Raw genomic sequence first — 24,649 nt, forward strand, 5'->3', positions numbered from 1 at the left:
TTCAGGCTCCCGCGGGGCTGGATGTGTTGTCATGGGCATCGCCTGCGCCACTGCCGAGGTAGGCTTCGATGACCTTGGGGTCAGCCTGGACCTGGGCCGGCTTGCCTTCGGCGATCTTCTGGCCGAAGTCGAGCACGGTGACGGTATCGCAGATCGACATGACCACATCCATGTGGTGTTCGATCAGGATGATGGTGATGCCGGCTTCGCGGATCTTGCGGATGATGGCGGCGAGCTCCTTGATGTCGGGCGCGGTCAGGCCGGCGGCCGGTTCATCCAGCAGCAAGAGGCTGGGGTTCAGGCCCAGTGCGCGGCCGATTTCCAGCAGGCGCTGCTTGCCGTAAGGCAGGTTGCGCGCCTCCTCGTTGGCCAGGTTGGCCAGGCCCACGAACTCCAGGATGGCCGCAGCGCGTTCGCGTGCAGCCTGTTCTTCCCGGACGTAACGGGGCGTATTGACCATGACGTCCACCACGTTGCTGTCGAAGGTGTGATGCAGGCCCACCAGCACGTTTTCGGTGGCGGTCATTTCACCGAACAGCTGCACGTTCTGGAAAGTCCGCGCCACGCCACCCAGGGCAATGGCCGAGGGCACATTGCCGGAGATCGGGCGACCATCGTATTCCACCACGCCATCGGTGGGACGATAGATGCCGGTCAGCACGTTCATCATGGTGCTCTTGCCCGAGCCGTTGGGGCCGATCAGGCCGTGCACGGTTCCCTTGCGCACATCCAGATCGACGCGGTTCAAGGCCTTCAGGCCACCGAACTGCATCAGGATCTGGTTCACCTTCAACAGCGTGGCGCCCTCTTCCTTCACCGAGTCAGTGGTGATGACGGCACGTTCCTTGTCGCCCGCGATCTGCTGCGCCACCGGCACGTGCCTGGTGAGCGCGCGGCCAAACAGGCTGCGGCAGAAGCCGACGATACCGTCCTGCAGGTAATACACCACGAACAGGGTCATCAGGCCAAAGATGGTCAGGCGCCAGTCAGTGATGTTTTCCAGCTTGTAGGAGAAGCCCGCCATGGCGATGGTGGCCACCACCGGCACGGCCACACCGCGCGCGGTCTTGGTCTTGCGCGCAACCTGCACGCCGGCACCGATCACCACGATCACGGCCAGCACGGTGGCGATCTGGCGGAACAGTTCGATGTCCGAGAGCAGGCTGGGCAGCATCACCACGATCAGCGCGCCAATCAGGGAGCCGATGCGTGACTTGCGGCCACCCATGATCACCGCCAGCAGGAACAGGATGGTCAGTTCGAAGTTGTAGGTATTGGGCGAGATGTACTCTTCCGAATACGCATACAGGGCACCCGAGAGACCGGCCAGTGCCGCGCTGATGATGAAGGCATACACCTTGTAGCGATAGACCGAAACGCCCATGCAGTCCGAGGCGATGGGGCTGTCGCGCAGCGCCTGGAAAGCACGGCCGAGGTTGGACTTGAGGATGCGATGCACTACCAGCATGGAGAAGACCATCAGGACCGCCACCAGGTAGAAGAACTGCACTTCATTCATCTTCTCGCCACCGATCATGGGCTTGTGCAGCTTGATGCCCAGCGGACCTTCGGTAAGGAAGGTCATCTCGTTGATCAGGATCTGAATGATGGTGCCAAAGGCCAGCGTCACCATGGCCAGGTAAGGCCCGGTCACGCGCAGAGCAGGCAGCGCCAGGATGGCACCGAACACGGCGGTCACGGCGATGGCCGCCGGCACGGTCACGAAGATCGGCATGCCCAGCTTGAAGAACAGCACACCGGCCGCATAGGAGCCGATACCGAAGAGGCCCGCATGGCCCAGCGAGACCTGGCCGGTATAGCCGACCACGATGTCCAGCCCGAACAGCAGGATGGCGTAGATGAGGATGGTTTCGATCAGGTGCAGGTAATACGGGTTGTGCACCACCAGGGGAATGCCGCCCAGCGCGACAATGCCCAGCAAGGACAGCAGCAGGATTTTCTTGTTCATCGCATCAGACCTTCTTGATCGCAGTTTTGCCGAAGAGGCCTGCAGGTTTCACCGCCAGGACCAGCAGCAGCAGCACCAGTCCCGGAACTTCCTTGTAGCCGGTCGAGATGTAGAAGCCGGTCACGGTCTCGGCCACGCCCAGGATCAGGCCGCCGACGATGGCACCCATGCCCGAGGTCAGGCCGCCGATGATGGCTACCGCAAAGGCTTTCAGGCCGAGGGCCGCGCCCATGGTGGCGCCGGTCAGCGTCAGCGGCGCCACCAGCACGCCGGCAAAGGCGGCAGTGGCCGATGAGAGCGCATATGAAAAAGTGATCACCATGCTGGTATTGATGCCCATCAGCCCCGCTGCATCGCGGTCGTTGGAGGTGGCCACCACGGCCTTGCCGTAGATGGACTTGCGATTGAACAATTCGACCGCCGCCATGATCAGCAAGGCGCCGATCACGACCAGCACTTGCATGGGCTGCACGTTGGCGCCAAAGATCTGGAAGGGCGTACCGGAAATCGGCGAAGGGAAAGGCAGGTCGTCCTTGCCCCAGATGTTCTCGGCGACGTTCTTGAAGATGATGGCCAGGGCGATGGTGGACATGATCCAGCCGAATTCGGACTTGATCTTGATGGCCGGACGCACGCCTATCCATTCGACGAACATGCCTTGCAAGGCGCCAAAGACCAGCACGATGGGGATCATCAGCCAGTAGTTGAGATAAGGTCCGCCGTGGATGTTGCCGACCACGGAGAGCCCGACCAGCGCGCCCAGCATCAGGGCTTCGCCCTGCCCGAAGTTGAGCGTGCCGGAAGTGGCAAAGGTCAGTTGGTAACCGAAGGCGATCACGGCATAGATCATGCCGAGCGCGATCCCGGAGAAGACCAGTTGTAAGAGGATGTCCATTGTGTTTCCCAAGAAGCGGCTACCGCCGGGTGGCGGCGTAGAGCTGCGACGATCTCACGGCGACCGCAGCCGGTGTCGTTAGAAATTCGTCAACAGATCGTGTAAAAAAGGCCAGCCCCCGGATCGCAAGGACTGGCCTGTTTGACTACGTTGCGTGAAGCGAGTCGGGTCTTATTTGCCGAGGATGACGCGGCCGTTCTTGACCTCGCCCATCACGACCATGGCCGGCTTGATGGCTTCGTGATCGTCGTGGGTGAACGGCTTGTCGTAGGTGGTGACCACGCCTTCGACCTTGGTATTGAGGTTTTCCAGCGCAGCGCGCACCTTGTCGCCATCGGTGCTGCCAGCCTGCTTGATGGCAGCGGCCAGCAGCAGGATGGAGTCGTAGCCCTGGGCAGCCGAGACGGCCGAGGGCATGCGGTCAACCTTGTAGGCCTTCTGGTAAGCCTCGATGAAAGCCTTGCGCTTGGGGGTGTTGCCGTCCTGGATGAAGGTCTGCGGCATGCGGGCACCATTGCCGTTCTTGCCGGAGTTGTCGATGAAGTTGCCCATCGACAGCGGCCAGCTGCCAATGATGGGCACGTGCCAGTTCAGCTTTTCCATGCCGTTGGCGATCTGCGCCAGTTCGGGGCCGATGCCGTAGGTCAGCACGGCCTGGGCACCGCCCTGCTTGGACTTGAGCAGCTGGGCCGTCATGTCGACGTCCTTGATGTTGTACTTTTCGACGGCCACCGGGGTGACCTTCTTGTCAGCCAGCACCTTCTCCAGGTCTTCGCGGCCGAGCTGGCCGTAGTTGGTGGAGTCGGCCAGGATGGCGACCTTGCTGAACTTCTGCTTGTCCACCGCTTCATCGGCGATCATCTTGGCCTGGATCTTGTCGGCGGCCGAGGTGCGGAAGATGTAGTTGTCCTTTTCCTTCTCGAACTGCTTGGTGATCACGGTGCCGGTGGCCACGTTGTTGATCACGGGGATCTTGGCTTCCTGGTAGAAGCGCTGCGAGGCCAGGGCCACGCCGGTGTTGATGAAGCCGACGGTGGCGACCACCTTTTCCTTGTTGATCAGTTCCTGGGCGATCTGCACGCCGCGTTCGTTCTTGGCTTCGTCATCGCGCTCGATCAGCTGGATCTGGCGACCCAGCAGGCCGCCGGCCGCATTGATCTCGGCCACCGCCAGCTTGACGCCATCGCGCATGGACACGCCCATCGGGGCAGAGCCGCCGGTATAGGGGCCGGAAACGCCGATCTTGATCGGATCCGCAGCCTGCGAAGTGAGCGCCAGGCTCATCAGGGCAGCGGCAACAAAGGCTTGGGTCTTGTAGCTCATGTCATCCTCCAGAATGTAGTTGTTGGCTAGCACGCGAGACGGGCATAGCACTTGTGGAACCCGCTCCGTGTGAACGAATTCTCCGCTCCCCTTCGCTCTGTGGCGAATCCTTGCGGGAGTGTCGGGCCGATTCTGTCGCAGTTTCCTTGCGCCAAACTTACAAGCTTGTCAGGAGCTGTCGCAGCTTGTCAGGCAGTGCGGTGGACTTCTCTTTCTTGAAATCGACCCAGACGATTTTTGCAGCACCGTCAGCATAGATGATCTGTTCATCGGCGGCGTCGCGGATGACATAAGTAGTTTCCACACTCGTGCGCCCCACGTGGCCCGCCGCCATCTCCACGACGATACTGGCGGGATACTTCATCTGGCGGCGGAAATTGCAGTGCGCATTGACGATCACCGGCCCCTCTTCGCCAGCAATGGTGGGGCCGAACACCTCTTCCAGCCACTCGATGCGGCACTGCTCCATGAAGCGGAAATAGAGCGTGTTGTTGACGTGGCCGAAGGCATCCATGTCACCCCAGCGGATACGTTGCTGCGATCGATACAGGGTTCTTTTTGCCGCTTCTTCGTGACTGCTCATCGTGGGTCCTTTCCCGGTTTGGTTCATCAATGAATGTAATTTTTTTCATGCGCGAGACGCTTGAGCTGTCGCATTTACGACGCAATGGTGAGCCACATCCCGATGGATTTTCCGAGTCATCATCGCTTCGTCTGGCTCGCCCGCTCGCCGCAGGAGCCGGACCGCGCATAACACCGGGTTATCAGGTCAAGCCAATACGGTATGAGGCCTGCTCGGAAAATCCCATAAAATACGGCACCTCCGGAAAACCCTTCCGGAGCGGCACGATTTCCCGGCGGAGCAGTCCGCTTGCGTGCATTGTTTCAGATGTGGGTGACGGATGCTGAATAAAAAGGACAGAAAAATCGCCCTTCCCTCTAGCGTTCTTTCGAAAAATACTTAACAATAGCACGGTCGTTCGAAAACAGGCAGTTCACATAACACGGGACACCCATGACTTCATCTCAAGACTTGCTCGCACAATACGGTCCACGCGAATCGATGGAATACGACGTGGTTATCGTCGGCGGCGGCCCTGCTGGCCTGTCGGCGGCAATCCGCCTCAAGCAGCTGGCCGCGCAACAGAACCGTGAAGTCTCGGTCTGCGTGCTGGAAAAAGGCAGCGAAGTCGGCGCCCACATCCTCTCGGGCGCGGTGATGGACCCGCGTGCACTGACCGAGCTGATTCCCGACTGGAAGGAGCAAGGCGCCCCCCTGAATACGCCGGTCACTGAAGACCGTTTCCTGTTCCTCTCGGCCACCAAGGCCTACAAGACACCGCACTGGCTCTTGCCAACCTGTTTCCAGAACCATGGCAACTACGTCATTTCGCTCTCCAACGTCACCCGCTGGCTGGGCCAGCAGGCCGAGGCGCTGGGTGTGGAAATCTTCCCCGGTTTCCCGGCTGCCGAAGTGCTCTACCACGAGGATGGTTCGGTCAAGGGCGTGGCCACCGGCAACATGGGCATCAACAAGGAAGGCCAACCCACTGCCGAGTTCCAGCTGGGCATGGAGCTGCATGCGAAATACACCTTCTTCGCCGAAGGGGCGCGCGGCCATCTGGGCAAGCAGCTCATCGCCAAATACAAGCTGGATGCCGGTCGCGATCCGCAGACCTATGCCATCGGCATCAAGGAACTGTGGGAAGTGAAGCCGGAAGTGCACCAGCCCGGCCTGGTGGTCCACACCGCCGGCTGGCCGCTGGCCAATGACACCTATGGCGGTTCCTTCCTGTATCACCTGGAAAACAACCAGGTGGCGGTCGGTTACGTGGTCGGCCTGGCGTACCAGAATCCCTATCTCTCGCCCTTCGAGGAATTCCAGCGCTACAAGACCCATCCCGAGATCCGCAAGTTCTTCGAGGGCGGCAAGCGCATCTCCTACGGCGCGCGCGCAATCACGGCAGGTGGCGTGCAGTCGCTGCCCAAGCTGGTCTTCCCTGGCGGCGTGCTGCTGGGATGCGATGCCGGCTTCCTGAACGCCTCGCGCATCAAGGGCAGCCATGCTGCCATCAAGAGCGGCATGCTGGCGGCAGAGGCAGCCTTCAACGCGCTGGGCGAAAACCGCCAGGCCGACGAACTGGCGGCCTATCCTGCTGCCTTCGAGGCTTCCTGGCTGAAGGAAGAACTGCACAAGGCACGCAACTTCAAGCCCTCGATGAGCAAGGGCCTGGTGACGGGCACCCTGCTGGTGGGTATCGACCAGGTACTCTTCGGTGGCAAGGCACCATGGACGATGCGCCATGCCCACGCCGACCACGAATGCCTGCGTCCGGCCTCGGACTTCGCGCCGATCGCCTATCCCAAGCCGGATGGCAAGCTGACCTTCGATCGACTGTCCTCGGTGTTCATCTCCAACACCAACCATGGTGAAGATCAGCCCGCACATCTGACACTCAAGGACAAGAACGTGCCGGTGCAAGTGAACCTGGCCAAGTATGCCGGCCCGGAATCGCGCTACTGCCCGGCGGGGGTCTATGAGTTCGTGAAGAACGAGGACAATTCGGATCGCCTGCAGATCAATGCGCAGAACTGCGTGCATTGCAAGACCTGTGACATCAAGGACCCGACGCAAAATATCGTCTGGGTCACCCCGGAAGGCGGCGGTGGGCCGAATTATTCGGGCATGTAAGCACTCTGCCCGGCCGCTGAAAAAAAGAAAGCCGCATCCCCGGATGCGGCTTTTTCATGGGCGCAGGCCTCAGATGCCCGCCGGGCGCTCCGGTGGCGTCCAGCTGCCATTGACGATCTTCTCCAGCCAGAACAAACCAATCACGGTCTTCACATCGGTGATCTGTCCATTGCGCACCTGCTCCAGCAGCTCGGTCAGCGGCGCCTTGTAGATGTCGAGGAATTCACCTTCGTCCAGGGCGCGCTCCCCTTCCTTCAATCCGCGGGCCAGGTACAGCACCAGATGCTCATCCGAGTAAGCGATGGCATTGTGGATGGTGCAGACGTATTGCCAGTCAGTGGCGGTATAGCCGGTTTCTTCCTTCAGTTCGCGCTTGGCGCATTCCAGCGTGTCCTCGCCCGGATCGAGCTTCCCTGCGGGGACTTCGATGAACACGCGGTCCAGCGGATAGCGGAACTGGCGCTCCATCAGCACGCTGCCGTCATCGAACAAGGGCAGCACGGTGACCGCGCCGGGGTGCTTGATGTATTCGCGGGTACTTTCCTTGCCATCGGGGAGCACGATGGTGTCCTTCTGAACCTTGAGGAAATGGCCGTCGTAGACCTGGCGGCTGTCTTTCTGCGTCTCTTTGAGATGGGCGTCCATGATATGAGCGAGGGAGTGAGGGTGGAGGAGTGAAAGCGCATGGCGGTGCATTCAGCACGCACCAAGTAAAAAGGCGCCGATCTCCGACCGGCGCCTCATGGGGCTGCTTCAGGCATGTTGCTTGCGCAGGTAGCGCATCACATAGCCCGGATAGGCCAGCACCAGGAACAGACAACCGGTGATGGCATAGAATTCCCAGCCCTGCGAAAACACGTTGCCGATGCCGACTTCCAGCAGATGAGCAACCACGCCGACGGCGAAATACAGTACCACCAGCTCCAGCAGACGCAACCAGACCGGCTTGACCCAGGCCGCGTCCTTCTTCAGCGGAATCAATCCAAACAACTGCTGGTTGAAGAAAGGCAGATTGGCCGCCAGGGCGGCCAACAGGATCACGATCCAGCTGAAGAGGGAAACGTTCATTTCCCCTCTCCCTTACGCCAGGAACTTGCTGATGTAATTCGCCAGCGTGCTGCTCAGGGCACGGGTGCAGAGATCCATCAGATGGTTGGGCCACAGGCCGATGGCCAGTGCGGCGATACCGTTGAGGCTCAGCACCAGCCGCATTTCCGGCGTGGCGACGATCTTGCTGGAATCGGCAGGCTCGTCGAAGTACATGACCTTGACCACGCGGATGTAGTAGAACGCACCGATGAGCGAGAACACCACAGCCAGCACCAGCAGCCAGATCTGGCCGGTAGCCATGGCGGCCTGCAGCACGGACAGCTTGGCGTAGAAGCCCACCAGCGGCGGAATGCCGGCCAGCGAGAACATCATGATCATCATCACGGCAGCAAACCAGGGGCTGCGCTGGTTCAGGCCCTTGAAGTCCTCCAGGGTGTCGGCTTCGAAGCCCGAACGCGACAGCAGGATGATCATGCCGAAGGAACCCAGCGTGGTGATCACGTAGGTCACGGCATAGAACAGCGAGGAGCTGTAGGCATTGACGGCCGAGTACAGGTTGCCATCCACGACGCCGGCCAGCATACCCAGCAGCATGAAGCCCATGTGCGAGATGGTCGAGTAGGCCAGCATGCGCTTGATGTTGGTCTGCGCAATCGCGGTGACGTTACCCAGGATGATGGACAGGACAGCCAGCACCATCAGCATCTGCTGCCAGTGCTCAGCCAGCGGCAGCAGGCCTTCGACCAGCAGACGGAAGGTGATGGCGAAGGTCGCCAGCTTCGGCGCTGCGCCCAGCAGCAGGGTCACGGGCGTCGGCGAACCCTGGTAGACGTCCGGCACCCACATGTGGAAGGGCACGGCACCCAGCTTGAAGGCCAGGCCAGCCACCACGAAGACCAGGCCGAACACCAGCGGGGTCTGCTCGACGGTGCCGGAGACGACGGCGCGGAACACTTCGTTCAACTCCAGCGCGCCACCGGTCGCACCGTACAGCATGGACATGCCATACAGCAGGAAGCCCGACGCCAGCGCGCCCAGGATGAAGTACTTCATGCCGGCTTCGGTGGAAGCCGCGTTGTCGCGGCGCAGGGCCACCAGCGCATACAGCGACAGCGACATCAGTTCCAGGCCCAGGTAGATGGACAGGAAGCTGTTGCCGGAGATCATGACCATCTGGCCCAGCAGAGCGAACAGTGCCAGGGCGTAGTACTCGCCGCCCAGGGCACCGCCGGTGATGCCGCGCGCGGTGTTGTACTGGCGCGAGTAGATCAGCGTGACACCCACACCCAGGTAGGTGAACAGCTTCAACAGGTTGGCCAGCGGATCGGACACGAACATGTTGTTGAACGTGTAGACCGTCGCCCCCGCGTTGAGGTCAACAAAGCTCAGTACCGCACACACCACCAGCGCTGCCAGGGACAGCAGATAGGTGATGACGCGCTTGCTTTCCGGCAGGAACATATCGATCAGCAGGATCGCGGAGGTCGCAATCAGCAGAAATATTTCCGGATAGACAGGGATCAGATTCATGTTATTCATTTAGTTACTACCGCTTGTGTTCGCCCGCTTGTGTGTCGCGACCTTGGCCGCGCCGCCCGACCGGTCATGCCACACCGGCTCGTCTCGTTACTCGTTGTTGCCCAGCTTGTTTGCCGGCGGGGCGCGAGCGCCCCGCCCTTCACTTCATGACTGCGCAGATCAGTTGATCTTGGAGACCGCCACGTGCTTCAGGAGGTCGGTCACCGAGGTCTGGATGCTGTCGGTGATGATGCCGGGATAGATACCCATGACCAGGGTAGCAATCGCCAGCAGGCCCAGGATCAGGAACTCGCGGGCATTCACATCCACCAGCTCGGCCACGTGGTGATTGGCCACGGCACCGAAGATGACGCGCTTGGCCAGCCACAGCGAATACGCTGCGCCCAGGATCAGTGCAGTAGCAGCCAGCAGGCCAATCCAGAAATTGAACTTCACCGCGCCCAGGATCACCATGAATTCGCCGACGAAACCGGAAGTGGCCGGCAGGCCGCAGTTGGCCAGCGAGAACAGGATGAAGAAGAAGGCGAAGCGCGGCATCTTGTTCACCACACCGCCATACTGGGCGATTTCACGGGTGTGCATCTGGTCATACAGCACGCCGATACACATGAACATCGCGCCGGAGACGAAACCGTGCGAGATCATCTGCACGATGCCGCCCTGCAGGGCCATGTCGTTGAACATGAAGAAGCCCAGGGTGACGAAGCCCATGTGGGCGATCGACGAATAAGCGACCAGTTTCTTCATATCCTGCTGGACCAGGGCCACCAGACCGATGTAGATCACGGCCACCAGTGACAGGAAGATCATGAAGCCCGACAGCGCATGGCTGGCGTCCGGCAGGATCGGCAGCGAGAAGCGCAGGAAACCGTAGGCACCCAGCTTGAGCATGATCGCCGCCAGCACGATGGAACCACCGGTCGGTGCCTGCACGTGAGCGTCAGGCAGCCAGGTGTGCACCGGCCACATCGGCACCTTCACCGCGAAGGCGGCCAGGAAGGCGAAGAACAGGACCTTCTGCTCGATCATCGACAGCGGCACCTGGTGCCAGGTCGGGATCTCGAAGCTGCCACCGGACACGTAGTACAGGTAGATCAGGGCGATCAGCATCAGGAGCGAGCCCAGCAGCGTGTACAGGAACAGCTTGAAGGCTGCATACACGCGGTTGTCGCCGCCCCAGACACCCACGATGATGAACATCGGGATCAGGGTCGCTTCGAAGAAGGCGTAGAACAGCATCGCATCCAGCGCCGAGAAGACGCCGATCATGATGCCCGAGAGGATCAGGAAGGCACCCATGTATTGGGCCACGCGCTTCTGGATCACTACCCAGCCGGCCAGCACCACGATGACCGTGATGAAGGCGGTCAGCGGCACGAACCACAGCGAGATGCCGTCCAGGCCCAGGAAGTAGCTGATGCTGAAGCGGTCGATCCAGGGCGTCTTTTCGACGAACTGGTAACCGTGTGCCAGCGGATCGAAATGCTGGATCAGCGGGAAAGTGGCGACCAGACCGACCAGCGAACCGAACAGTGCGAGCCAGCGGGCCAGGCCCGGATTGCTGTCGCGGCCCAGTGCCAGGACGAGGATGCCGAAGACGATCGGTACCCAGATCGCAAGGCTCAGGATGGGAAATGTTGACTGCATCATGGTTGTTATGTACTCGGACAGCTTATTTGGCGAACGGGAGCGGCATGAACCACACCAGGAAACCCAGCACCCCGATGATCATCACGAACGCATAGTGATAGATGTAACCGGACTGCCAGAGACGCGTGAATTTCGAGAACCAGCCGACGACCTTGGCGCTGCCGTTGACGAACAGACCGTCGATCAGGCCACGGTCACCCACAATGGACAGTCCATTGCCCAGCAGGCGTGCACCGCCGGCGAAGACGACTTCATTGAACTTGTCCATGTAGTACTTGTTGTCCAGGATGGTGTAGATGATGCTGAACTTTTCCTTGAACCAGGCCGGAACGCGCGGGTTGATCATGTAGCAGTAGTACGCCACGACCACACCGGCAATGGCCAGCCACAGCGGCGCGCTGGTGAAGGCGTGCAGCACCATGGCCACCGGACCGTGGTATTCGTTGGCCAGCTCTTCCATGACCTTGTGGTTTTCGCCGAAGAAGATCACGCCCTTGAAGAAGTCGCCATACAGCATCGGCGAGATCGCGAAGAAACCGACGATGACCGAAGGAATGGCCAGCAGGATCAGCGGCAGGGTCACCACCAGCGGCGACTCGTGAGGCTTCTGGCCCGGAGCCAGACCGTGATGGTGCTCGTCATGGCCGTGGTCATCATGCGCATCGTGGGCATGGTCGTCATGCACGCCGTGGGCCGCAGCCGGGGCGTGATGATCGTCATGGCCGTGGGCCTGGCCGAAACGCTCCTTGCCATGGAAGACCATGAAGTACATGCGGAAGGAGTAGAAGGCCGTCACGAACACGCTGGCCAGCACGGCGAAGTAGGCAAAGCCAGAACCCGGCAGGTGCGACTCGGCCGCGGCTTCGATGATCGAATCCTTGGAGTAGAAGCCCGAGAAGAACGGTGTACCGATCAGCGCCAGCGAACCCAAGAGCGAGGTGATCCAGGTGATGGGCATGTACTTGCGCAGGCCGCCCATGTTGCGCATGTCCTGGTCGTGGTGCATGCCAATGATGACCGAGCCGGCGCCCAGGAACAGCAGCGCCTTGAAGAAGGCGTGGGTCATCAGGTGGAACACGGCCACCGAGTAAGCCGAGGCACCCAGTGCCACGGTCATGTAACCCAGCTGCGACAGTGTGGAGTATGCGACCACGCGCTTGATGTCGTTCTGCATGGTGCCCAGGAAGCCCATGAACAGCGCCGTGATGGCACCGATCACCAGGATGAACGACAGCGCGGTGTCGGACAGTTCGAACAGCGGCGACATGCGAGTGACCATGAAGATACCGGCCGTCACCATGGTGGCGGCGTGAATCAGCGCGGAGATCGGGGTCGGGCCTTCCATCGAGTCCGGCAGCCAGACGTGCAGCGGGAACTGGGCCGACTTGCCCATGGCACCCACGAACAGGCAGATGCAGGCCACGGTCAGCAGCATCCAATCAGTGCCCGGCAGGGTCAGCTGGGCCAGTTCAGCGCGCTTGGCGAAGACTTCGGTGTAGTTCATCGAACCGGCGTAGGCCAGCAGCAGGCCGATCCCCAGGATGAAGCCGAAGTCGCCGACGCGGTTGACCAGGAAGGCCTTCATGTTGGCCTTGATGGCGGTCGGACGGGTGTACCAGAAACCGATCAGCAGATAGGACACCAGGCCCACTGCTTCCCAGCCGAAGAACAGCTGCAGGAAGTTGTTGCTCATGACCAGCATGAGCATGGAGAAGGTGAACAGCGAGATGTAGGAGAAGAAGCGGTTGTAACCCTCATCTTCGGCCATGTAGCCGATGGTGTAGATGTGCACCATCAGGGACACGAAGGTCACCACGCACATCATCATCGCGGTCAGGCTGTCGACCATGAAGCCGATCTCCAGCTTCAGGCCTGCCACCGTCATCCAGTTGTACAGCGTACCGTTGTAGGTGGCGCCGTCCAGCACTGCAAGCAGGGTCTGGATGGAGATGATGGCGGCGATCAGCACGCCCAAGATGGTCGCGGTATGCGACACCTTGCGGCCAACCACGTTGCCGAAGAATTTGGTACCCAGCAGGCCGGCAATAGCCGAGCCTGCCAGCGGCGCCAGGGGTACAGCAAGAAGAAGATGTGGGTTAAGTTGCCCAGCCATGATGAACCTTATCGCTTATTGGCTGCCCCGCCTGCACCATCTGCTGCAAGGGGGCCTCCCATCTTTAAATGAAATTCAAACCAGAACGCAAAAACAGGACGCTGCGGATGCCGACTCAGCCCTTGAGGCTGTCGAGGTCTTCCACGTTGATGGTATCCAGGTTACGGAACAGCACCACCAGAATCGCCAGACCGATGGCGGACTCAGCCGCAGCCACGGTCAGGATGAAGAACACGAAGATCTGTCCGCCCGCGTCACCAAGGTAATGCGAGAAAGCAATGAAGTTCATGTTGACCGCAAGCAGCATCAGTTCGATGGCCATCAGCAGGACGATGACGTTCTTGCGGTTCAGGAAAATGCCGACGATCGAGATCGCGAACAGGATCGCGCCGATGATCAGGTAGTGGGAGAGCGTGATTGCCATGATTCTTGTGCGCCCTTCTTAAGATTGTTGAGCCGGCTTGTCGGTCGCAGCAGCGGCGGCGTCGGCAGCGGGTTCATTGCGGGTGGATTCGGCCTTCATGCTGACCAGGCGCACGCGATCCGATGCCTTGACCTTGACGGCCTGGGCCGGGTCGAAGTACTTGCTGTCCTTGCGCTTACGCAGGGTCAGGGCGACGGCGGCGACGATGGCCACCAGCAGGATCACGGCTGCGATTTCGAATCCGTACACGTATTCGGTGAAGATCAGCTTGCCCAGCGGCTTGGTCTGGCCCAGCGTGTCAGAGGCAGCCGGCACCTGGGACTCGTAGACCCAGAAGCTGTTGAGCAGCACCGCCGCCATTTCCAGCACGATGATCACGCCGATGGTGGCGGCCAGCGGGAAGTAGCCCCAGAAGCCTTCGCGCAGCTTGTCCATGTTGATGTCGAGCATCATGACCACGAACAGGAACAGCACCATCACCGCCCCGACATAGACCAGCACCAGCACGATGGCCAGGAACTCGGCCTTGAGCAGCATCCAGAGACCGGCCGCCGAGAAGAACGACAGGACCAGGAAGAGCGCCGCATGCACCGGGTTGCGGGCCGTGATGACGCGTACGGCGGCGATTACCACCAGCACCGCGAACACGTAGAACAAGACAGTTTTAAATTCCATAATCAACCAGAAGTTGGTTCATTCAATCAGCACGGGGACCGCAAGTGCGCCATCCCATCGCAATCCATCCCACACCTTGCAGCACGACTTGCACTGCCCTGCCCGGCCGCCCTGGCAAGAGGGCCGCCCGGCAGCACCGGTCAACGGTAGGCAGCGTCGGCCGCACGGGCCGCAGCAATTTCGTTTTCGTAGCGGTCGCCCACGGCCAGCAGCATTTCCTTGGTGTAGTACAGGTCGCCCCGCTTCTCACCGTGGTATTCCAGGATGTGCGTTTCGACAATCGAGTCGACCGGGCAGGACTCTTCGCAGAAACCGCAGAAGATGCACTTGGTCAGGTCGATGTCGTAGCGGCTGGTGCGACGGGTGCCGTCGGCACGCTGCTCGGATTCGATGGTGATGGCCATCGCCGGGCAGACCGCTTCGCACAGCTTGCAGGCGATGCAGCGTTCTTCACCGTTGGGATAACGGCGCAGCGCATGCAGACCGCGGAAACGCGGGGACATCGGCGTCTTTTCCTCGGGGAACTGCACCGTGATCTTGCGCTTGAACAGGTAGCGACCGGTCAGGGCCAGGCCCTTGAACAGCTCGCGGAGCATCAGGCTGCCGAAAAAATCCTTAATAGCTTCCATTTTTAGCCTCAGCCTTCCAACTTATTTCCAGATATTCCAGGGCGACTGGATCCAGATCGCCACGACCACCAGCCACACCAGGGTCAGCGGGATGAACACTTTCCAGCCCAGACGCATGATCTGGTCATAGCGATAGCGCGGGAACGATGCGCGGATCCACACATACAGCGACAGGAAGAAGAAGGTCTTCAAGCCCAGCCAGATCCAGCCCGGGATGAAGTCCAACGCTGCCAGCGGTGCCGACCAGCCGCCGAAGAACAGCAGTGCGGTCAGGATCGAGATCAGGATCATCGCGGCGTATTCCGCCAGGAAGAACATGGCGAAGGACATGCCCGAGTATTCGATCATGTGGCCGGCCACGATTTCGGATTCGCCTTCCACGACGTCGAACGGGTGACGGTTGGTTTCAGCCACGCCGGAGACGAAGTAGATCACGAAGATCGGCAGCAGCGGCAGCCAGTTCCAGGACAGGAAGTTCAGGCCCATGCCGGCAAATTGACCCTTGGTCTGGGCCAGCACGATGTCGGTCATGTTCAGGCTGCCGGTGACCATCAGCACCACCACCAGGCAGAAGCCCATGGAGATTTCGTAGGACACCATCTGTGCCGAGGCGCGCATGGCGCCCAGGAAGGCGTACTTCGAGTTGGAGGCCCAGCCGGCGATGATGATGCCGTAGACTTCCATCGAGGTGATCGCCATCAGGTACAAGAGGCCGGCGTTGACGTTGGCCAGCACGTGTTCCGGCGAGAACGGCACCACGGCCCAGGCGGCCAGCGCCGGCATGATGGTCATCACGGGCGCCAGGTAGAACAGCGCCTTGTTGGCCTTGGACGGCGTGGAGATTTCCTTGAAGATCAGCTTGACGGCATCGGCGATGGGCTGCAGCAGGCCGGCCGGACCGACGCGGTTGGGGCCCAGACGCACGTGCATCCAGCCGATCAGCTTGCGCTCCCAGTAGGTCATGTAGGCCACGCACAGCAGCAGCGGCACCATCACCACCAGGATCTTGACCAGGGTCCACACCAGGGTGAACAGGGTCGGACCCAGATAGGCCGGGCCTACCGTATTGATTTGGGCGATCAGGTGATCCATTTTTACGCTTTCTCCACGACGATTGCGCCAAACATGCCGCCCAGTGCAGCAGTGGAGGCGTGCGCAGCAGCGACGCGAACCACGTTTTCCGGCAGTTTCTTATCGATGGCGGCGGTCAGCGCAGCGCTGCCCGAGCCTTGCTTGACATTCACCTTGTCGCCTTCAGCCACGCCCAGCTTGGCAGCCAGTGCGGCCGACAGCCATGCCTTGGGTGCCTGGCCGTCGCGGGTTTCCAGCAGCGGCGGCGAGCGGCGTGCGATCGCATCGCCGAAGTAGATGGGCACATCGGCCACGCGCTCCACGCCGACGGGGGCGGCCTGTACGGCCTGCGCTTGCACGGTGGCGATGTTGTTCAGGCGGGCCGACAGGTCGGTTTCCTTGCCCAGCAGCTCGTCGCGGATGGACTCGGCGGTTTCGTACTCGAAGTTTTCCAGTTCCAGCAGGTTGCCCAGCACGCGCAGGACCTTCCAGCCCGGACGCGCATCGCCGGCCGGCTTGACGGTGCCATTGAAGCTCTGCGCACGGCCTTCGGCATTGACGAAGGTACCGGCGGTTTCGGTGAAGGGTGCGATCGGCAGCAGCACGTCGGCGTAGTCGGCACCGTGCTTGAAAGCGGACATCACCACGACCATCTCGGCCTGGTTCAGGGCGGCACGGGCGGTTTGCGGATCGTAGCTGTCCAGTTCCGGCTCGGCGTTCAACAGCAGGTAAGCCTTGCGCGGCTGTGCGAACACGGCTGCGGCGTTGGCGCCCTTGCCCGGGGTCGGCACGGCATTGGCCAGGTAGCCACCGACGGCGTTGCCGCCTTCGGTCAGCACGCCCAGCTTGGCACCGGTTTGTTCAGCGATCCACTGTGCGGCGGCATGCAGCTGCGCAGCTTGCGGATGCTGGACAGCAGCATTGCCCAGGAACACGCCACGGCCTTCGCCAGACAGCAGGCTGGCAGCGGTCGCCTTGGCAGCGTCCGATGCCACCACGCCAGCGTAGGCGGCGGGAGCAGCCACACCCTTGGCTTCAGCCACGGCCACGGCCACTTCGGCCAGCGCGGACAGCCATGCAGAGGGCGTGGCGATGATCTTGTTGGCGACCGGCATCAGCAGATCGTCGTCGGTAGCGTGCAGCACGCTGACCTTGGCGCCGCTCTTGGCGGACTGGCGCAGGCGGGCCGACAGCAGCGGATGATCCTTGCGCAGGAAGGAGCCGATCACGAAGACACGGTTCAGCTGCGAGAATTCGACGATGGACATGCCCAGCCACGGCTTGATCTGGCCATCCAGACCGAAGTCCGACTGACGCAGGCGGAAGTCGACGTTATCCGAACCAACGCCGCGCACGACCTTCTGCAGCAGGCTCAGTTCTTCCAGCGTGGAGTACGGGGTACCCAGCGCGGCGATGGAGTCGGCACCATGTTCGTGACGGATGTTGCGCAGGCCGTGGGCGACGTATTCCAGCGCGGTCTGCCAGTCCACTTCCTGCCACTTGCCGTCTTGCTTCAACATCGGCTTGGTCAGGCGCTCGGCGCTGTCCAGCGCTTCGTAGGCGAAACGGTCCTTGTCGGAGATCCAGCACTCGTTGACTTCTTCGTTCTCGAAGGGCAACACGCGCATGACCTTGCCATTCTTGACCTGGACGATCAGGTTGGCGCCAACGCTATCGTGCGGGCTCACCGACTTGCGGCGCGACAGTTCCCAGGTACGGGCGCTGTAGCGGAACGGCTTGGAGGTCAGCGCACCCACCGGGCACAGGTCGATCATGTTGCCCGACAGTTCGGAATCCACGGTCTTGCCGACGAAAGTGGTGATCTCGGAATGTTCACCGCGGCCCAGCATGCCCAGTTCCATCACGCCGGCCACTTCCTGGCCGAAGCGCACGCAGCGGGTGCAGTGGATGCATCGGTTCATTTCCTTCATGGAGATCAGCGGACCGACGTCCTTGGGCTCCACGACACGCTTTTCTTCCTGATAGCGCGAGGTCGAACCGCCGTAACCGACGGCCAGATCCTGCAGCTGGCACTCACCGCCCTGGTCGCAGATGGGGCAATCCAGCGGGTGGTTGATCAGGAGGAATTCCATCACGCCCTTCTGGGCCTTGACCGCCTTGTCGCTGGCGGTGCGCACGATCATGCCGTTGTTCACCGGCGTGGCGCAGGCAGGCAGCGGCTTCGGGGCCTTTTCGACCTCGACCAGGCACATGCGGCAGTTGGCCGCGATGGACAGTTTCTTGTGATAGCAGAAGTGAGGGATGTACGTGCCGATCTTGTTGGCAGCGTCCATGACCATGCTGCCTTCCTGCACTTCAACCTTCTTGCCGTCTATTTCGATTTCAACCATGGCTGTTTGCCCAAGCTAAATTTTCTTTGCCAACGATACCGGCGGAAGGCTCATCGCATCCCGCCCGGCATCCCCTGCCCTGTTCAGATGTATGCCGGAACCAGGCAGTGTTTGTGCTCGATGTGGTATTCGAACTCTTCGCGGAAATTCTTCACGAACGCGCGTACCGGCATGGCCGCTGCGTCACCCAGCGCACAGATGGTGCGGCCCTGGATGTTGTCGGCCACCGAGTTCAACACGTCCAGATCTTCCATCTTGCCGTGACCATTCTCGATACGCTCCACCATGCGGTACATCCAGCCGGTGCCTTCGCGGCACGGCGTGCACTGACCGCAGGATTCTTCATAGTAGAAGTAGGACAGGCGCAGCAGCGACTTGACCATGCAACGGGTCTCGTCCATCACGATCACCGCGCCCGAACCCAGCATCGAGCCGGCCTTGGCGATGGCGTCGTAGTCCATGGTGGTGTCCATCATGACGTCACCACGGATCACCGGTGCGGACGAGCCACCCGGGATGACAGCCTTGATCTTCTTGCCGCCGCGCATGCCACCGGCCAGTTCCAGCAAGGTGGAGAACGGCGTGCCCAGCGGGATCTCGTAGTTGCCCGGACGCTCGACGTCGCCCGAGATCGAGAAGATCTTGGTGCCGCCGTTGTTGGGCTTGCCCATCTCGGCGTAGGCCTGCGGGCCCACCTTGAAGATGAAGGGCACGGCCGCGAAGGTCTCGGTGTTGTTGATGGTGGTCGGCTTGCCGTACAGGCCGAAGCTGGCCGGGAACGGCGGCTTGAAGCGCGGCTGGCCCTTCTTGCCTTCCAGCGATTCCAGCAGGGCCGTTTCTTCGCCACAGATGTAGGCGCCGTAACCGTGGTGCGCGTGCAGCTGGAAGCTGAAACCGGTGCCCAGGATGTTGTCGCCCAGGAAGCCGGCCGCACGTGCTTCTTCCAGCGCTGCTTCGAAACGCTCGTACTCGGCGAAGATTTCACCGTGGATGTAGTTGTAGCCGACCGTGATGCCCATCGCGTAGCCGCCGATGATCATGCCTTCGATCAGCGCGTGCGGATTGTAACGAATGATGTCGCGGTCCTTGAACGTGCCCGGCTCACCTTCATCTGTGTTGCAGACGAGGTACTTCTGGCCCGGGAACTGGCGCGGCATGAAGCTCCACTTCAGGCCCGTCGGGAAACCCGCACCGCCGCGGCCGCGCAGGCCCGAGGCCTTGAGGTCGGCGATGACTTGTTCCGGAGTGATCTTTTCGTTGAGGATGCGCTTGAGCGACTCGTAGCCGCCGCGCTTGACGTAATCCTCGAGGTGCCAGTTCTCGCCATTCAGGTCGGCGAGGATCAGCGGTTTGATGTGGCGGTCGTGCAGGCAGGTCATTTCTTCAGTTCCTCCAGCAGCGCGTCGATCTTTTCGTTGGACATCCAGCTGCACATTTGATGGTTGTTGACCAGCATGACCGGTGCGTCGCCGCAAGCCCCCATGCATTCGCCTTCCATCAGCGTGAACTGGCCGTCGGCCGTGGTTTCGCGATAATCGATGCCCAGCTTGTGCTTCAGGTGATGGGCGGCGCGCTCGCCACCCGACAGCAGACACGGCAGGTTGGTGCACACGGTGATCTTGTGCTTGCCTACCGGGCTGGTGTTGAACATGTTGTAGAAGGTCGCGACTTCCTGCACGGCCACGGCGGGCATGCCGATGTAGTCGGCAATTTCCTGCTGCAGCTCGGCGGGCAGCCAGCCATGTTCCACCTGGGCGATGCGCAGTGCGGACATGACCGCAGACTGGCGCTGGTCCGCCGGGTATTTCGCGAGTTCGCGATCGATTTTCTTAAGGGCTTCTTGACTTAACAGCATATCGTTGGCCATCCATGCGCATCAGTGCTGCGCGGTTATTGGATATTCCCCAAACCTGACGGGCTTCCTGAGAAGCCCGCCTTGACTCTTACTCTTCGACTTACCGGTCGATTTCCCCGAACACGATGTCTTGCGTACCAATGATGGTGACCGCATCGGCAATCATGTGACCCTTGGCCATTTCGTTCAGGGCTTGCAGGTGGGCAAAGCCGGGGGCGCGGATCTTCAGGCGGTACGGCTTGTTGGCACCATCCGAGACCAGGTAGATACCGAACTCGCCCTTCGGATGCTCGACGGCGGCATACGCTTCGCCGGCAGGCACGCGGAAGCCTTCGGTGAACAGCTTGAAGTGGTGGATCAGGTCTTCCATGTTGGACTTCATGTCCGCACGCTTGGGAGGCGCAATCTTGTGGTTGTCGGTGATGACCGGACCCGGATTGTTGCGCAGCCATTCCACGCACTGCTTGATGATGCGGTTGGACTGGCGCATCTCGGCCACGCGCACCAGGTAACGGTCGTAGCAGTCGCCGTTCTTGCCGATGGGGATGTCGAAGTCCAACAGGTCATACACTTCATACGGCTGCTTCTTGCGCAGGTCCCAGGCGATGCCCGAGCCGCGCAGCATGGGGCCGGTGAAGCCCATCTGCAGTGCTCGTTCCGGCGAGACCACACCGACACCCACCAGACGCTGCTTCCAGATACGGTTGTCGGTCAGCAGGGTTTCATATTCGTCGACATAGGTCGGGAAACGATTGGTGAAGTCTTCGATGAAGTCCAGCAGCGAGCCCTGGCGATTTTCGTTCAGTTCGCGGATGGCCTTCTCGTTGCGCACGATGGAAGCCTTGTATTGCGGCATGCTGTCCGGCAGGTCGCGGTAGACGCCGCCCGGACGATAGTAGGCTGCGTGCATGCGGGCGCCGGAGACGGCTTCGTAGCAGTCGAACAGGTCTTCGCGCTCACGGAAGGCATACAGCAGCACGCCCATCGCACCCACGTCCAGCGCGTGCGCGCCGATCCACATCAGGTGGTTCAGCAGGCGGGTGATTTCGTCGAACATCACGCGGATGTACTGCGCGCGCAGCGGCACTTCGATGCCCAGCAGGCGCTCGATGGCCAGCACGTAACCGTGCTCGTTGCACATCATCGAGACGTAATCCAGGCGATCCATGTAGGGCACGGACTGCAGGAAGGTCTTCTGCTCGGCCAGCTTTTCGGTGGCGCGGTGCAACAGGCCGATATGGGGGTCGGCACGCTGGATGACTTCACCGTCCAGCTCCAGCACCAGGCGCAGCACGCCGTGCGCGGCCGGGTGCTGGGGACCGAAGTTCAGCGTGTAGTTTTTGATCTCTGCCATTATTTGATCCCGTAGTTTTCTTCACGAATGATGCGCGGCGTGATTTCGCGCGGCTCGATCGTTACGGGTTGATAGATGACGCGTTTCTGTTCGGCGTCGTAACGCATTTCGACGTAGCCGGACACCGGGAAGTCCTTGCGGAACGGGTGGCCGATGAAGCCATAGTCGGTCAGGATGCGGCGCAGGTCGGGGTGGCCGTCGAAGAGGATGCCGTAGAAGTCAAACGCTTCACGCTCATACCAGCCAGCCGAGTTCCAGATCGGATCGACCGAAGCCACGATGGGCAGGTCATCATCCGGCGCGAACACGCGCACGCGCACACGCCAGTTGTGCGAGATCGACATCAGGTGCGACACCACGGCAAAGCGCGGACCTTCCCACGCGCCGTCGCCGTAGGTGGAGTAGTCCACGCCGCACAGGTCGATCAGTTGTTCGAAACGGGTGTCGGCATGATCGCGCAGCACGCGCATGGCCGACAGGTAGTCAGCGGCCTTGACCACCACGGTGACTTCACCGAGGGCCACGGTCAGATTCTGAAGATACCCTCCAAGCGCATTACGCAGGGCGGCTTCGAGAGTTTCCAATTTTGTCGTCATACTGCCCTCTTAGCGCGCGATGGTGTTGGTGCGCTTGATCTTGTTCTGCAGCTGGATCACGCCGTACAGCAGCGCTTCAGCCGTCGGCGGGCAACCCGGCACATAGACGTCCACCGGCACGATGCGGTCGCAACCGCGCACCACCGAGTACGAATAGTGATAGTAGCCACCGCCATTGGCACAGGAGCCCATGGAGATCACCCAGCGCGGTTCCGGCATCTGGTCGTAGACCTTGCGCAGTGCCGGTGCCATCTTGTTGCACAGGGTGCCGGCCACGATCATCAGGTCGGACTGGCGCGGCGACGGACGGAACACCGCACCGAAGCGGTCCAGGTCGTAACGCGAAGCACCGACGTGCATCATCTCAACTGCGCAGCAGGCCAGACCGAAGGTCATGGGCCACAGGGATCCGGTACGGGTCCAGTTGATTACCTTATCCAGCGAGGTGGTAACAAACCCCTCATTCAATACGCCTTCAATAGACATGGCTTACTCCCAATCCAGGGCACCCTTTTTCCAGATGTACCAAAATCCGACAACAAATTCAGCGATGAAGACCATCATCGTGACGAAACCTTGCCAGCCCAGCTCACGCATGGACACGCCCCAAGGGAAGAAGAAGGCGGTTTCCAGATCAAACAGGATGAACAGGATGGCGATCAGGTAGTAGCGCACATCGAATTTCATGCGCGCATCTTCGAATGCTTCAAAGCCGCATTCGTAAGGAGAAGTTTTTTGAGCGTCCGGCTTGTGCGGACCAAGAAGACGACCGAGGAGCTGGGGAGCGACACCAACACCGATGCCGACAAGAATGAAGAGAAGGACTGGGAAGTAATTTTCGAGGTTCACGATTGGCCGCTATGCGTTGGTTTATCGATGGGAATGATTCTCAATATCAATCAGAAACTTCCTCGACAAAAAGCCAGCTCAGGCACTAGGACCTTCGCTGGCTTTTCATTTCATTTCTATGGTGCCGACGACGAGACTCGAACTCGTACAGCTTTCGCCACTACCCCCTCAAGATAGCGTGTCTACCAATTTCACCACGTCGGCCTGAGGCTGCTATTGTACCTTCATTTGTTACTCTTGTTCAATGCACAATCAGCGAAAAAGAAAGATTCTTACTACTTTATTCTGCGATTATTTCTGAATCTGCAAAGGCTTATTTCGGAATCTGATTCGACTGGTCGCCCGGCTTGGCAGCCTCGGCCGGCGCAGCGGGCGCGGCAGGTGCTGCTTGCTGGGCCGGAGCAGCCGGAACCTGCAGATTATCCATCACGCTGCCGCTTTGCGTCACGTGATGATTGCCGATGAAGGTCAGGCCCAGGGTTGCCACGAAGAAGATACCGGCGGCTACCGCAGTGGACTTCGACAGGAAGTTCGACGAGCCGGTCGCACCAAAGAGGCTGCCCGACGCACCGGAGCCGAAAGCGGCACCCATGTCAGCCCCCTTGCCGTGCTGCAGCAACACCAGACCGATGATCGCCAGCGCTGCCAGCACCTGAACTACAACCACAACAAAAAACAAAGTATTCATTTAAACAAGTCCACTCTTGATGTTTCAATCGCCAACTGCTGAAGCATCGAATTATCGCCCCCGCAACTGACAAACCCCTTACCCTACTTCAGGCCGCCTTGATGATGGCCAGGAAATCCGCCGCCTTCAACGCTGCACCACCAATCAGGCCGCCATCGATGTCGGCCATGGCCAGCAGTTGCCCGGCATTGTCCGGCTTCATGCTGCCACCATACAGGATGCGCACCTTGGCGGCCGCTTCCGCACTCTTGTCCGCCAGACGCGCACGCAGCATCGCATGCACTTCCTGCGCCATTTCCGGCGTGGCGGTCTTGCCCGTGCCGATAGCCCAAACCGGCTCGTAGGCCACGACGATGCGTGCTGCATCCTCGGCCGCCAGGGCCGCCAGCACGATGTCGAGCTGACCGCCCACGATCTCATTGGTCTGGCCGGCTTCGCGCTGCTCCAGCGTTTCACCCACGCAAACCACCGGCACCAGGCCGGCTTTCAATGCCGCCACCGTCTTGGCCGCCACCGCCGCATCGGTCTCGCCATGATAGGCGCGACGCTCGGAGTGACCCAGGATGACGTATTGCACACCGAATTCCTGCAGCATTGCAGCCGACACTTCACCGGTATAGGCACCTGAAGCGTGCGCCGACATGTCCTGCGCACCCAGTGCCACGGCCGAACCGGCCACCGCACCCTGCACCTGGGCCAGATAAGGCGCCGGCACGCACACGGCCACGTCGCACACCTCGGCCGGCAGGCCTTCCTTGATACCAGCCACCAGGGCCGCATTGGCAGCCAGGCTGCCATTCATTTTCCAGTTACCGGCTACGAGTTTGCGACGCATAGGCTGAGTTCTACGAGATGGGTGTCAATTTGGATAACCTCGTATTGTAGCCGGACTAGGCGCTTGGCGCAAAGCCGCGCTGTCCAGACCG

23 protein-coding genes and 1 tRNA gene are annotated in these 24,649 nt (G+C 60.7%); 1 reads left to right on the forward strand and 23 read right to left on the reverse strand.

The window, feature by feature from the left end; translation table 11 throughout:
* Window position 1: 1 nt before the first annotated feature.
* The 4 genes from ACVC5H_RS16565 to ACVC5H_RS16580 all read right to left on the reverse strand — a co-directional run bounded on the left by ACVC5H_RS16565 (window position 2) and on the right by ACVC5H_RS16580 (window position 4,770).
* Window positions 2-1,969 carry a branched-chain amino acid ABC transporter ATP-binding protein/permease gene (locus ACVC5H_RS16565; protein ID WP_489618898.1) on the reverse strand — a complete coding sequence of 656 codons (1,968 nt, stop codon included), beginning with the start codon at window positions 1,967-1,969 and terminating at the stop codon, window positions 2-4.
* A 4-nt stretch (window positions 1,970-1,973) separates the two neighbouring features.
* Window positions 1,974-2,864, reverse strand: a complete 891-nt coding sequence (locus ACVC5H_RS16570) for a branched-chain amino acid ABC transporter permease (RefSeq protein WP_489618899.1) — start codon at window positions 2,862-2,864, stop codon at window positions 1,974-1,976.
* Window positions 2,865-3,035: 171 nt separating this feature from the next.
* On the reverse strand, window positions 3,036-4,187 hold the full coding sequence (locus ACVC5H_RS16575; protein WP_489618900.1) for an ABC transporter substrate-binding protein: 1,152 nt from the start codon (window positions 4,185-4,187) through the stop codon (window positions 3,036-3,038).
* A gap of 157 nt (window positions 4,188-4,344) precedes the next feature.
* Window positions 4,345-4,770, reverse strand: a complete 426-nt coding sequence (locus ACVC5H_RS16580; protein ID WP_489618901.1) for an acyl-CoA thioesterase — start codon at window positions 4,768-4,770, stop codon at window positions 4,345-4,347.
* Window positions 4,771-5,202: 432 nt separating this feature from the next.
* Between ACVC5H_RS16580 and ACVC5H_RS16585 the strand changes: the two genes are divergently transcribed.
* Window positions 5,203-6,879, forward strand: coding sequence for an electron transfer flavoprotein-ubiquinone oxidoreductase (locus ACVC5H_RS16585; protein ID WP_489618902.1), 1,677 nt, complete (start codon window positions 5,203-5,205; stop codon window positions 6,877-6,879).
* A gap of 69 nt (window positions 6,880-6,948) precedes the next feature.
* Here the strand turns inward: ACVC5H_RS16585 and ACVC5H_RS16590 are convergent, their stop codons facing one another.
* The 19 genes from ACVC5H_RS16590 to tpiA form a co-directional block, all read right to left on the reverse strand.
* Complete coding sequence (locus ACVC5H_RS16590) at window positions 6,949-7,524, reverse strand: NUDIX domain-containing protein (RefSeq protein ID WP_489618903.1); 576 nt, start codon at window positions 7,522-7,524, stop codon at window positions 6,949-6,951.
* 108 nt (window positions 7,525-7,632) lie between these two features.
* Window positions 7,633-7,947 (reverse strand): DUF2818 family protein, encoded by a 315-nt coding sequence (locus ACVC5H_RS16595; RefSeq protein ID WP_489618904.1) that lies wholly within the window; start codon window positions 7,945-7,947, stop codon window positions 7,633-7,635.
* Window positions 7,948-7,959: 12 nt separating this feature from the next.
* A complete protein-coding gene (gene nuoN / locus ACVC5H_RS16600; protein WP_489618905.1) occupies window positions 7,960-9,468 on the reverse strand; it encodes an NADH-quinone oxidoreductase subunit NuoN in 1,509 nt (502 codons plus the stop codon).
* A gap of 159 nt (window positions 9,469-9,627) precedes the next feature.
* Window positions 9,628-11,118, reverse strand: a complete 1,491-nt coding sequence (locus tag ACVC5H_RS16605) for an NADH-quinone oxidoreductase subunit M (protein ID WP_489618906.1) — start codon at window positions 11,116-11,118, stop codon at window positions 9,628-9,630.
* 22 nt (window positions 11,119-11,140) lie between these two features.
* Window positions 11,141-13,231: an NADH-quinone oxidoreductase subunit L gene (gene nuoL / locus ACVC5H_RS16610; protein WP_489618907.1), complete on the reverse strand. Its 2,091-nt coding sequence runs from the start codon at window positions 13,229-13,231 to the stop codon at window positions 11,141-11,143.
* A gap of 115 nt (window positions 13,232-13,346) precedes the next feature.
* Window positions 13,347-13,655: an NADH-quinone oxidoreductase subunit NuoK gene (gene nuoK / locus ACVC5H_RS16615; protein ID WP_013233782.1), complete on the reverse strand. Its 309-nt coding sequence runs from the start codon at window positions 13,653-13,655 to the stop codon at window positions 13,347-13,349.
* Window positions 13,656-13,673: 18 nt separating this feature from the next.
* A complete protein-coding gene (locus ACVC5H_RS16620; RefSeq protein WP_489618908.1) occupies window positions 13,674-14,330 on the reverse strand; it encodes an NADH-quinone oxidoreductase subunit J in 657 nt (218 codons plus the stop codon).
* A 140-nt stretch (window positions 14,331-14,470) separates the two neighbouring features.
* A complete protein-coding gene (gene nuoI / locus ACVC5H_RS16625; RefSeq protein ID WP_006712947.1) occupies window positions 14,471-14,959 on the reverse strand; it encodes an NADH-quinone oxidoreductase subunit NuoI in 489 nt (162 codons plus the stop codon).
* A 21-nt stretch (window positions 14,960-14,980) separates the two neighbouring features.
* Entirely contained in the window at window positions 14,981-16,051 is a 1,071-nt protein-coding gene (gene nuoH / locus ACVC5H_RS16630) for an NADH-quinone oxidoreductase subunit NuoH (protein WP_489618909.1), read from the reverse strand.
* A gap of 2 nt (window positions 16,052-16,053) precedes the next feature.
* Window positions 16,054-18,381 (reverse strand): NADH-quinone oxidoreductase subunit NuoG, encoded by a 2,328-nt coding sequence (gene nuoG / locus ACVC5H_RS16635; RefSeq protein WP_489618910.1) that lies wholly within the window; start codon window positions 18,379-18,381, stop codon window positions 16,054-16,056.
* A gap of 83 nt (window positions 18,382-18,464) precedes the next feature.
* A complete protein-coding gene (gene nuoF / locus ACVC5H_RS16640) occupies window positions 18,465-19,760 on the reverse strand; it encodes an NADH-quinone oxidoreductase subunit NuoF (RefSeq protein WP_489618911.1) in 1,296 nt (431 codons plus the stop codon).
* Entirely contained in the window at window positions 19,757-20,248 is a 492-nt protein-coding gene (gene nuoE / locus ACVC5H_RS16645; protein ID WP_006712943.1) for an NADH-quinone oxidoreductase subunit NuoE, read from the reverse strand. Before nuoE ends, nuoF begins: the two co-directional genes overlap by 4 nt.
* Before the next feature lie 88 nt (window positions 20,249-20,336).
* On the reverse strand, window positions 20,337-21,590 hold the full coding sequence (locus tag ACVC5H_RS16650; RefSeq protein ID WP_338718955.1) for an NADH-quinone oxidoreductase subunit D: 1,254 nt from the start codon (window positions 21,588-21,590) through the stop codon (window positions 20,337-20,339).
* Window positions 21,590-22,186 carry an NADH-quinone oxidoreductase subunit C gene (locus ACVC5H_RS16655; protein ID WP_008327656.1) on the reverse strand — a complete coding sequence of 199 codons (597 nt, stop codon included), beginning with the start codon at window positions 22,184-22,186 and terminating at the stop codon, window positions 21,590-21,592. The genes ACVC5H_RS16650 and ACVC5H_RS16655 overlap by 1 nt, the downstream gene beginning before the upstream one ends.
* A 9-nt stretch (window positions 22,187-22,195) precedes the next feature.
* A complete protein-coding gene (locus ACVC5H_RS16660) occupies window positions 22,196-22,672 on the reverse strand; it encodes a NuoB/complex I 20 kDa subunit family protein (RefSeq protein WP_006712940.1) in 477 nt (158 codons plus the stop codon).
* Between the two features lie 3 nt (window positions 22,673-22,675).
* On the reverse strand, window positions 22,676-23,035 hold the full coding sequence (locus tag ACVC5H_RS16665) for an NADH-quinone oxidoreductase subunit A (protein WP_006712939.1): 360 nt from the start codon (window positions 23,033-23,035) through the stop codon (window positions 22,676-22,678).
* A gap of 119 nt (window positions 23,036-23,154) precedes the next feature.
* Window positions 23,155-23,239 (reverse strand) — tRNA-Leu (locus ACVC5H_RS16670).
* 109 nt (window positions 23,240-23,348) lie between these two features.
* Window positions 23,349-23,723, reverse strand: coding sequence for a preprotein translocase subunit SecG (gene secG, locus ACVC5H_RS16675; protein WP_489618912.1), 375 nt, complete (start codon window positions 23,721-23,723; stop codon window positions 23,349-23,351).
* A gap of 88 nt (window positions 23,724-23,811) precedes the next feature.
* Window positions 23,812-24,558 carry a triose-phosphate isomerase gene (gene tpiA / locus ACVC5H_RS16680; RefSeq protein WP_489618913.1) on the reverse strand — a complete coding sequence of 249 codons (747 nt, stop codon included), beginning with the start codon at window positions 24,556-24,558 and terminating at the stop codon, window positions 23,812-23,814.
* Window positions 24,559-24,649 lie beyond the last annotated feature (91 nt).

Source organism: Herbaspirillum sp. Her3 (genome assembly GCF_057961275.1).

Excerpts from the sequence above, each read along its gene's own strand:
- ACVC5H_RS16565 (WP_489618898.1), bottom strand. The coding sequence starts at position 1,969 with ATGAACAAGAAAATCCTGCTGCTGTCCTTGCTGGGCATTGTCGCGCTG.
- ACVC5H_RS16570 (WP_489618899.1), bottom strand. The coding sequence starts at position 2,864 with ATGGACATCCTCTTACAACTGGTCTTCTCCGGGATCGCGCTCGGCATG.
- ACVC5H_RS16575 (WP_489618900.1), bottom strand. The coding sequence starts at position 4,187 with ATGAGCTACAAGACCCAAGCCTTTGTTGCCGCTGCCCTGATGAGCCTG.
- ACVC5H_RS16580 (WP_489618901.1), bottom strand. The coding sequence starts at position 4,770 with ATGAGCAGTCACGAAGAAGCGGCAAAAAGAACCCTGTATCGATCGCAG.
- ACVC5H_RS16585 (WP_489618902.1), top strand. The coding sequence starts at position 5,203 with ATGACTTCATCTCAAGACTTGCTCGCACAATACGGTCCACGCGAATCG.
- ACVC5H_RS16590 (WP_489618903.1), bottom strand. The coding sequence starts at position 7,524 with ATGGACGCCCATCTCAAAGAGACGCAGAAAGACAGCCGCCAGGTCTAC.
- ACVC5H_RS16595 (WP_489618904.1), bottom strand. The coding sequence starts at position 7,947 with ATGAACGTTTCCCTCTTCAGCTGGATCGTGATCCTGTTGGCCGCCCTG.
- nuoN (WP_489618905.1), bottom strand. The coding sequence starts at position 9,468 with ATGAATAACATGAATCTGATCCCTGTCTATCCGGAAATATTTCTGCTG.
- ACVC5H_RS16605 (WP_489618906.1), bottom strand. The coding sequence starts at position 11,118 with ATGATGCAGTCAACATTTCCCATCCTGAGCCTTGCGATCTGGGTACCG.
- nuoL (WP_489618907.1), bottom strand. The coding sequence starts at position 13,231 with ATGGCTGGGCAACTTAACCCACATCTTCTTCTTGCTGTACCCCTGGCG.
- nuoK (WP_013233782.1), bottom strand. The coding sequence starts at position 13,655 with ATGGCAATCACGCTCTCCCACTACCTGATCATCGGCGCGATCCTGTTC.
- ACVC5H_RS16620 (WP_489618908.1), bottom strand. The coding sequence starts at position 14,330 with ATGGAATTTAAAACTGTCTTGTTCTACGTGTTCGCGGTGCTGGTGGTA.
- nuoI (WP_006712947.1), bottom strand. The coding sequence starts at position 14,959 with ATGGAAGCTATTAAGGATTTTTTCGGCAGCCTGATGCTCCGCGAGCTG.
- nuoH (WP_489618909.1), bottom strand. The coding sequence starts at position 16,051 with ATGGATCACCTGATCGCCCAAATCAATACGGTAGGCCCGGCCTATCTG.
- nuoG (WP_489618910.1), bottom strand. The coding sequence starts at position 18,381 with ATGGTTGAAATCGAAATAGACGGCAAGAAGGTTGAAGTGCAGGAAGGC.
- nuoF (WP_489618911.1), bottom strand. The coding sequence starts at position 19,760 with ATGACCTGCCTGCACGACCGCCACATCAAACCGCTGATCCTCGCCGAC.
- nuoE (WP_006712943.1), bottom strand. The coding sequence starts at position 20,248 with ATGGCCAACGATATGCTGTTAAGTCAAGAAGCCCTTAAGAAAATCGAT.
- ACVC5H_RS16650 (WP_338718955.1), bottom strand. The coding sequence starts at position 21,590 with ATGGCAGAGATCAAAAACTACACGCTGAACTTCGGTCCCCAGCACCCG.
- ACVC5H_RS16655 (WP_008327656.1), bottom strand. The coding sequence starts at position 22,186 with ATGACGACAAAATTGGAAACTCTCGAAGCCGCCCTGCGTAATGCGCTT.
- ACVC5H_RS16660 (WP_006712940.1), bottom strand. The coding sequence starts at position 22,672 with ATGTCTATTGAAGGCGTATTGAATGAGGGGTTTGTTACCACCTCGCTG.
- secG (WP_489618912.1), bottom strand. The coding sequence starts at position 23,723 with ATGAATACTTTGTTTTTTGTTGTGGTTGTAGTTCAGGTGCTGGCAGCG.
- tpiA (WP_489618913.1), bottom strand. The coding sequence starts at position 24,558 with ATGCGTCGCAAACTCGTAGCCGGTAACTGGAAAATGAATGGCAGCCTG.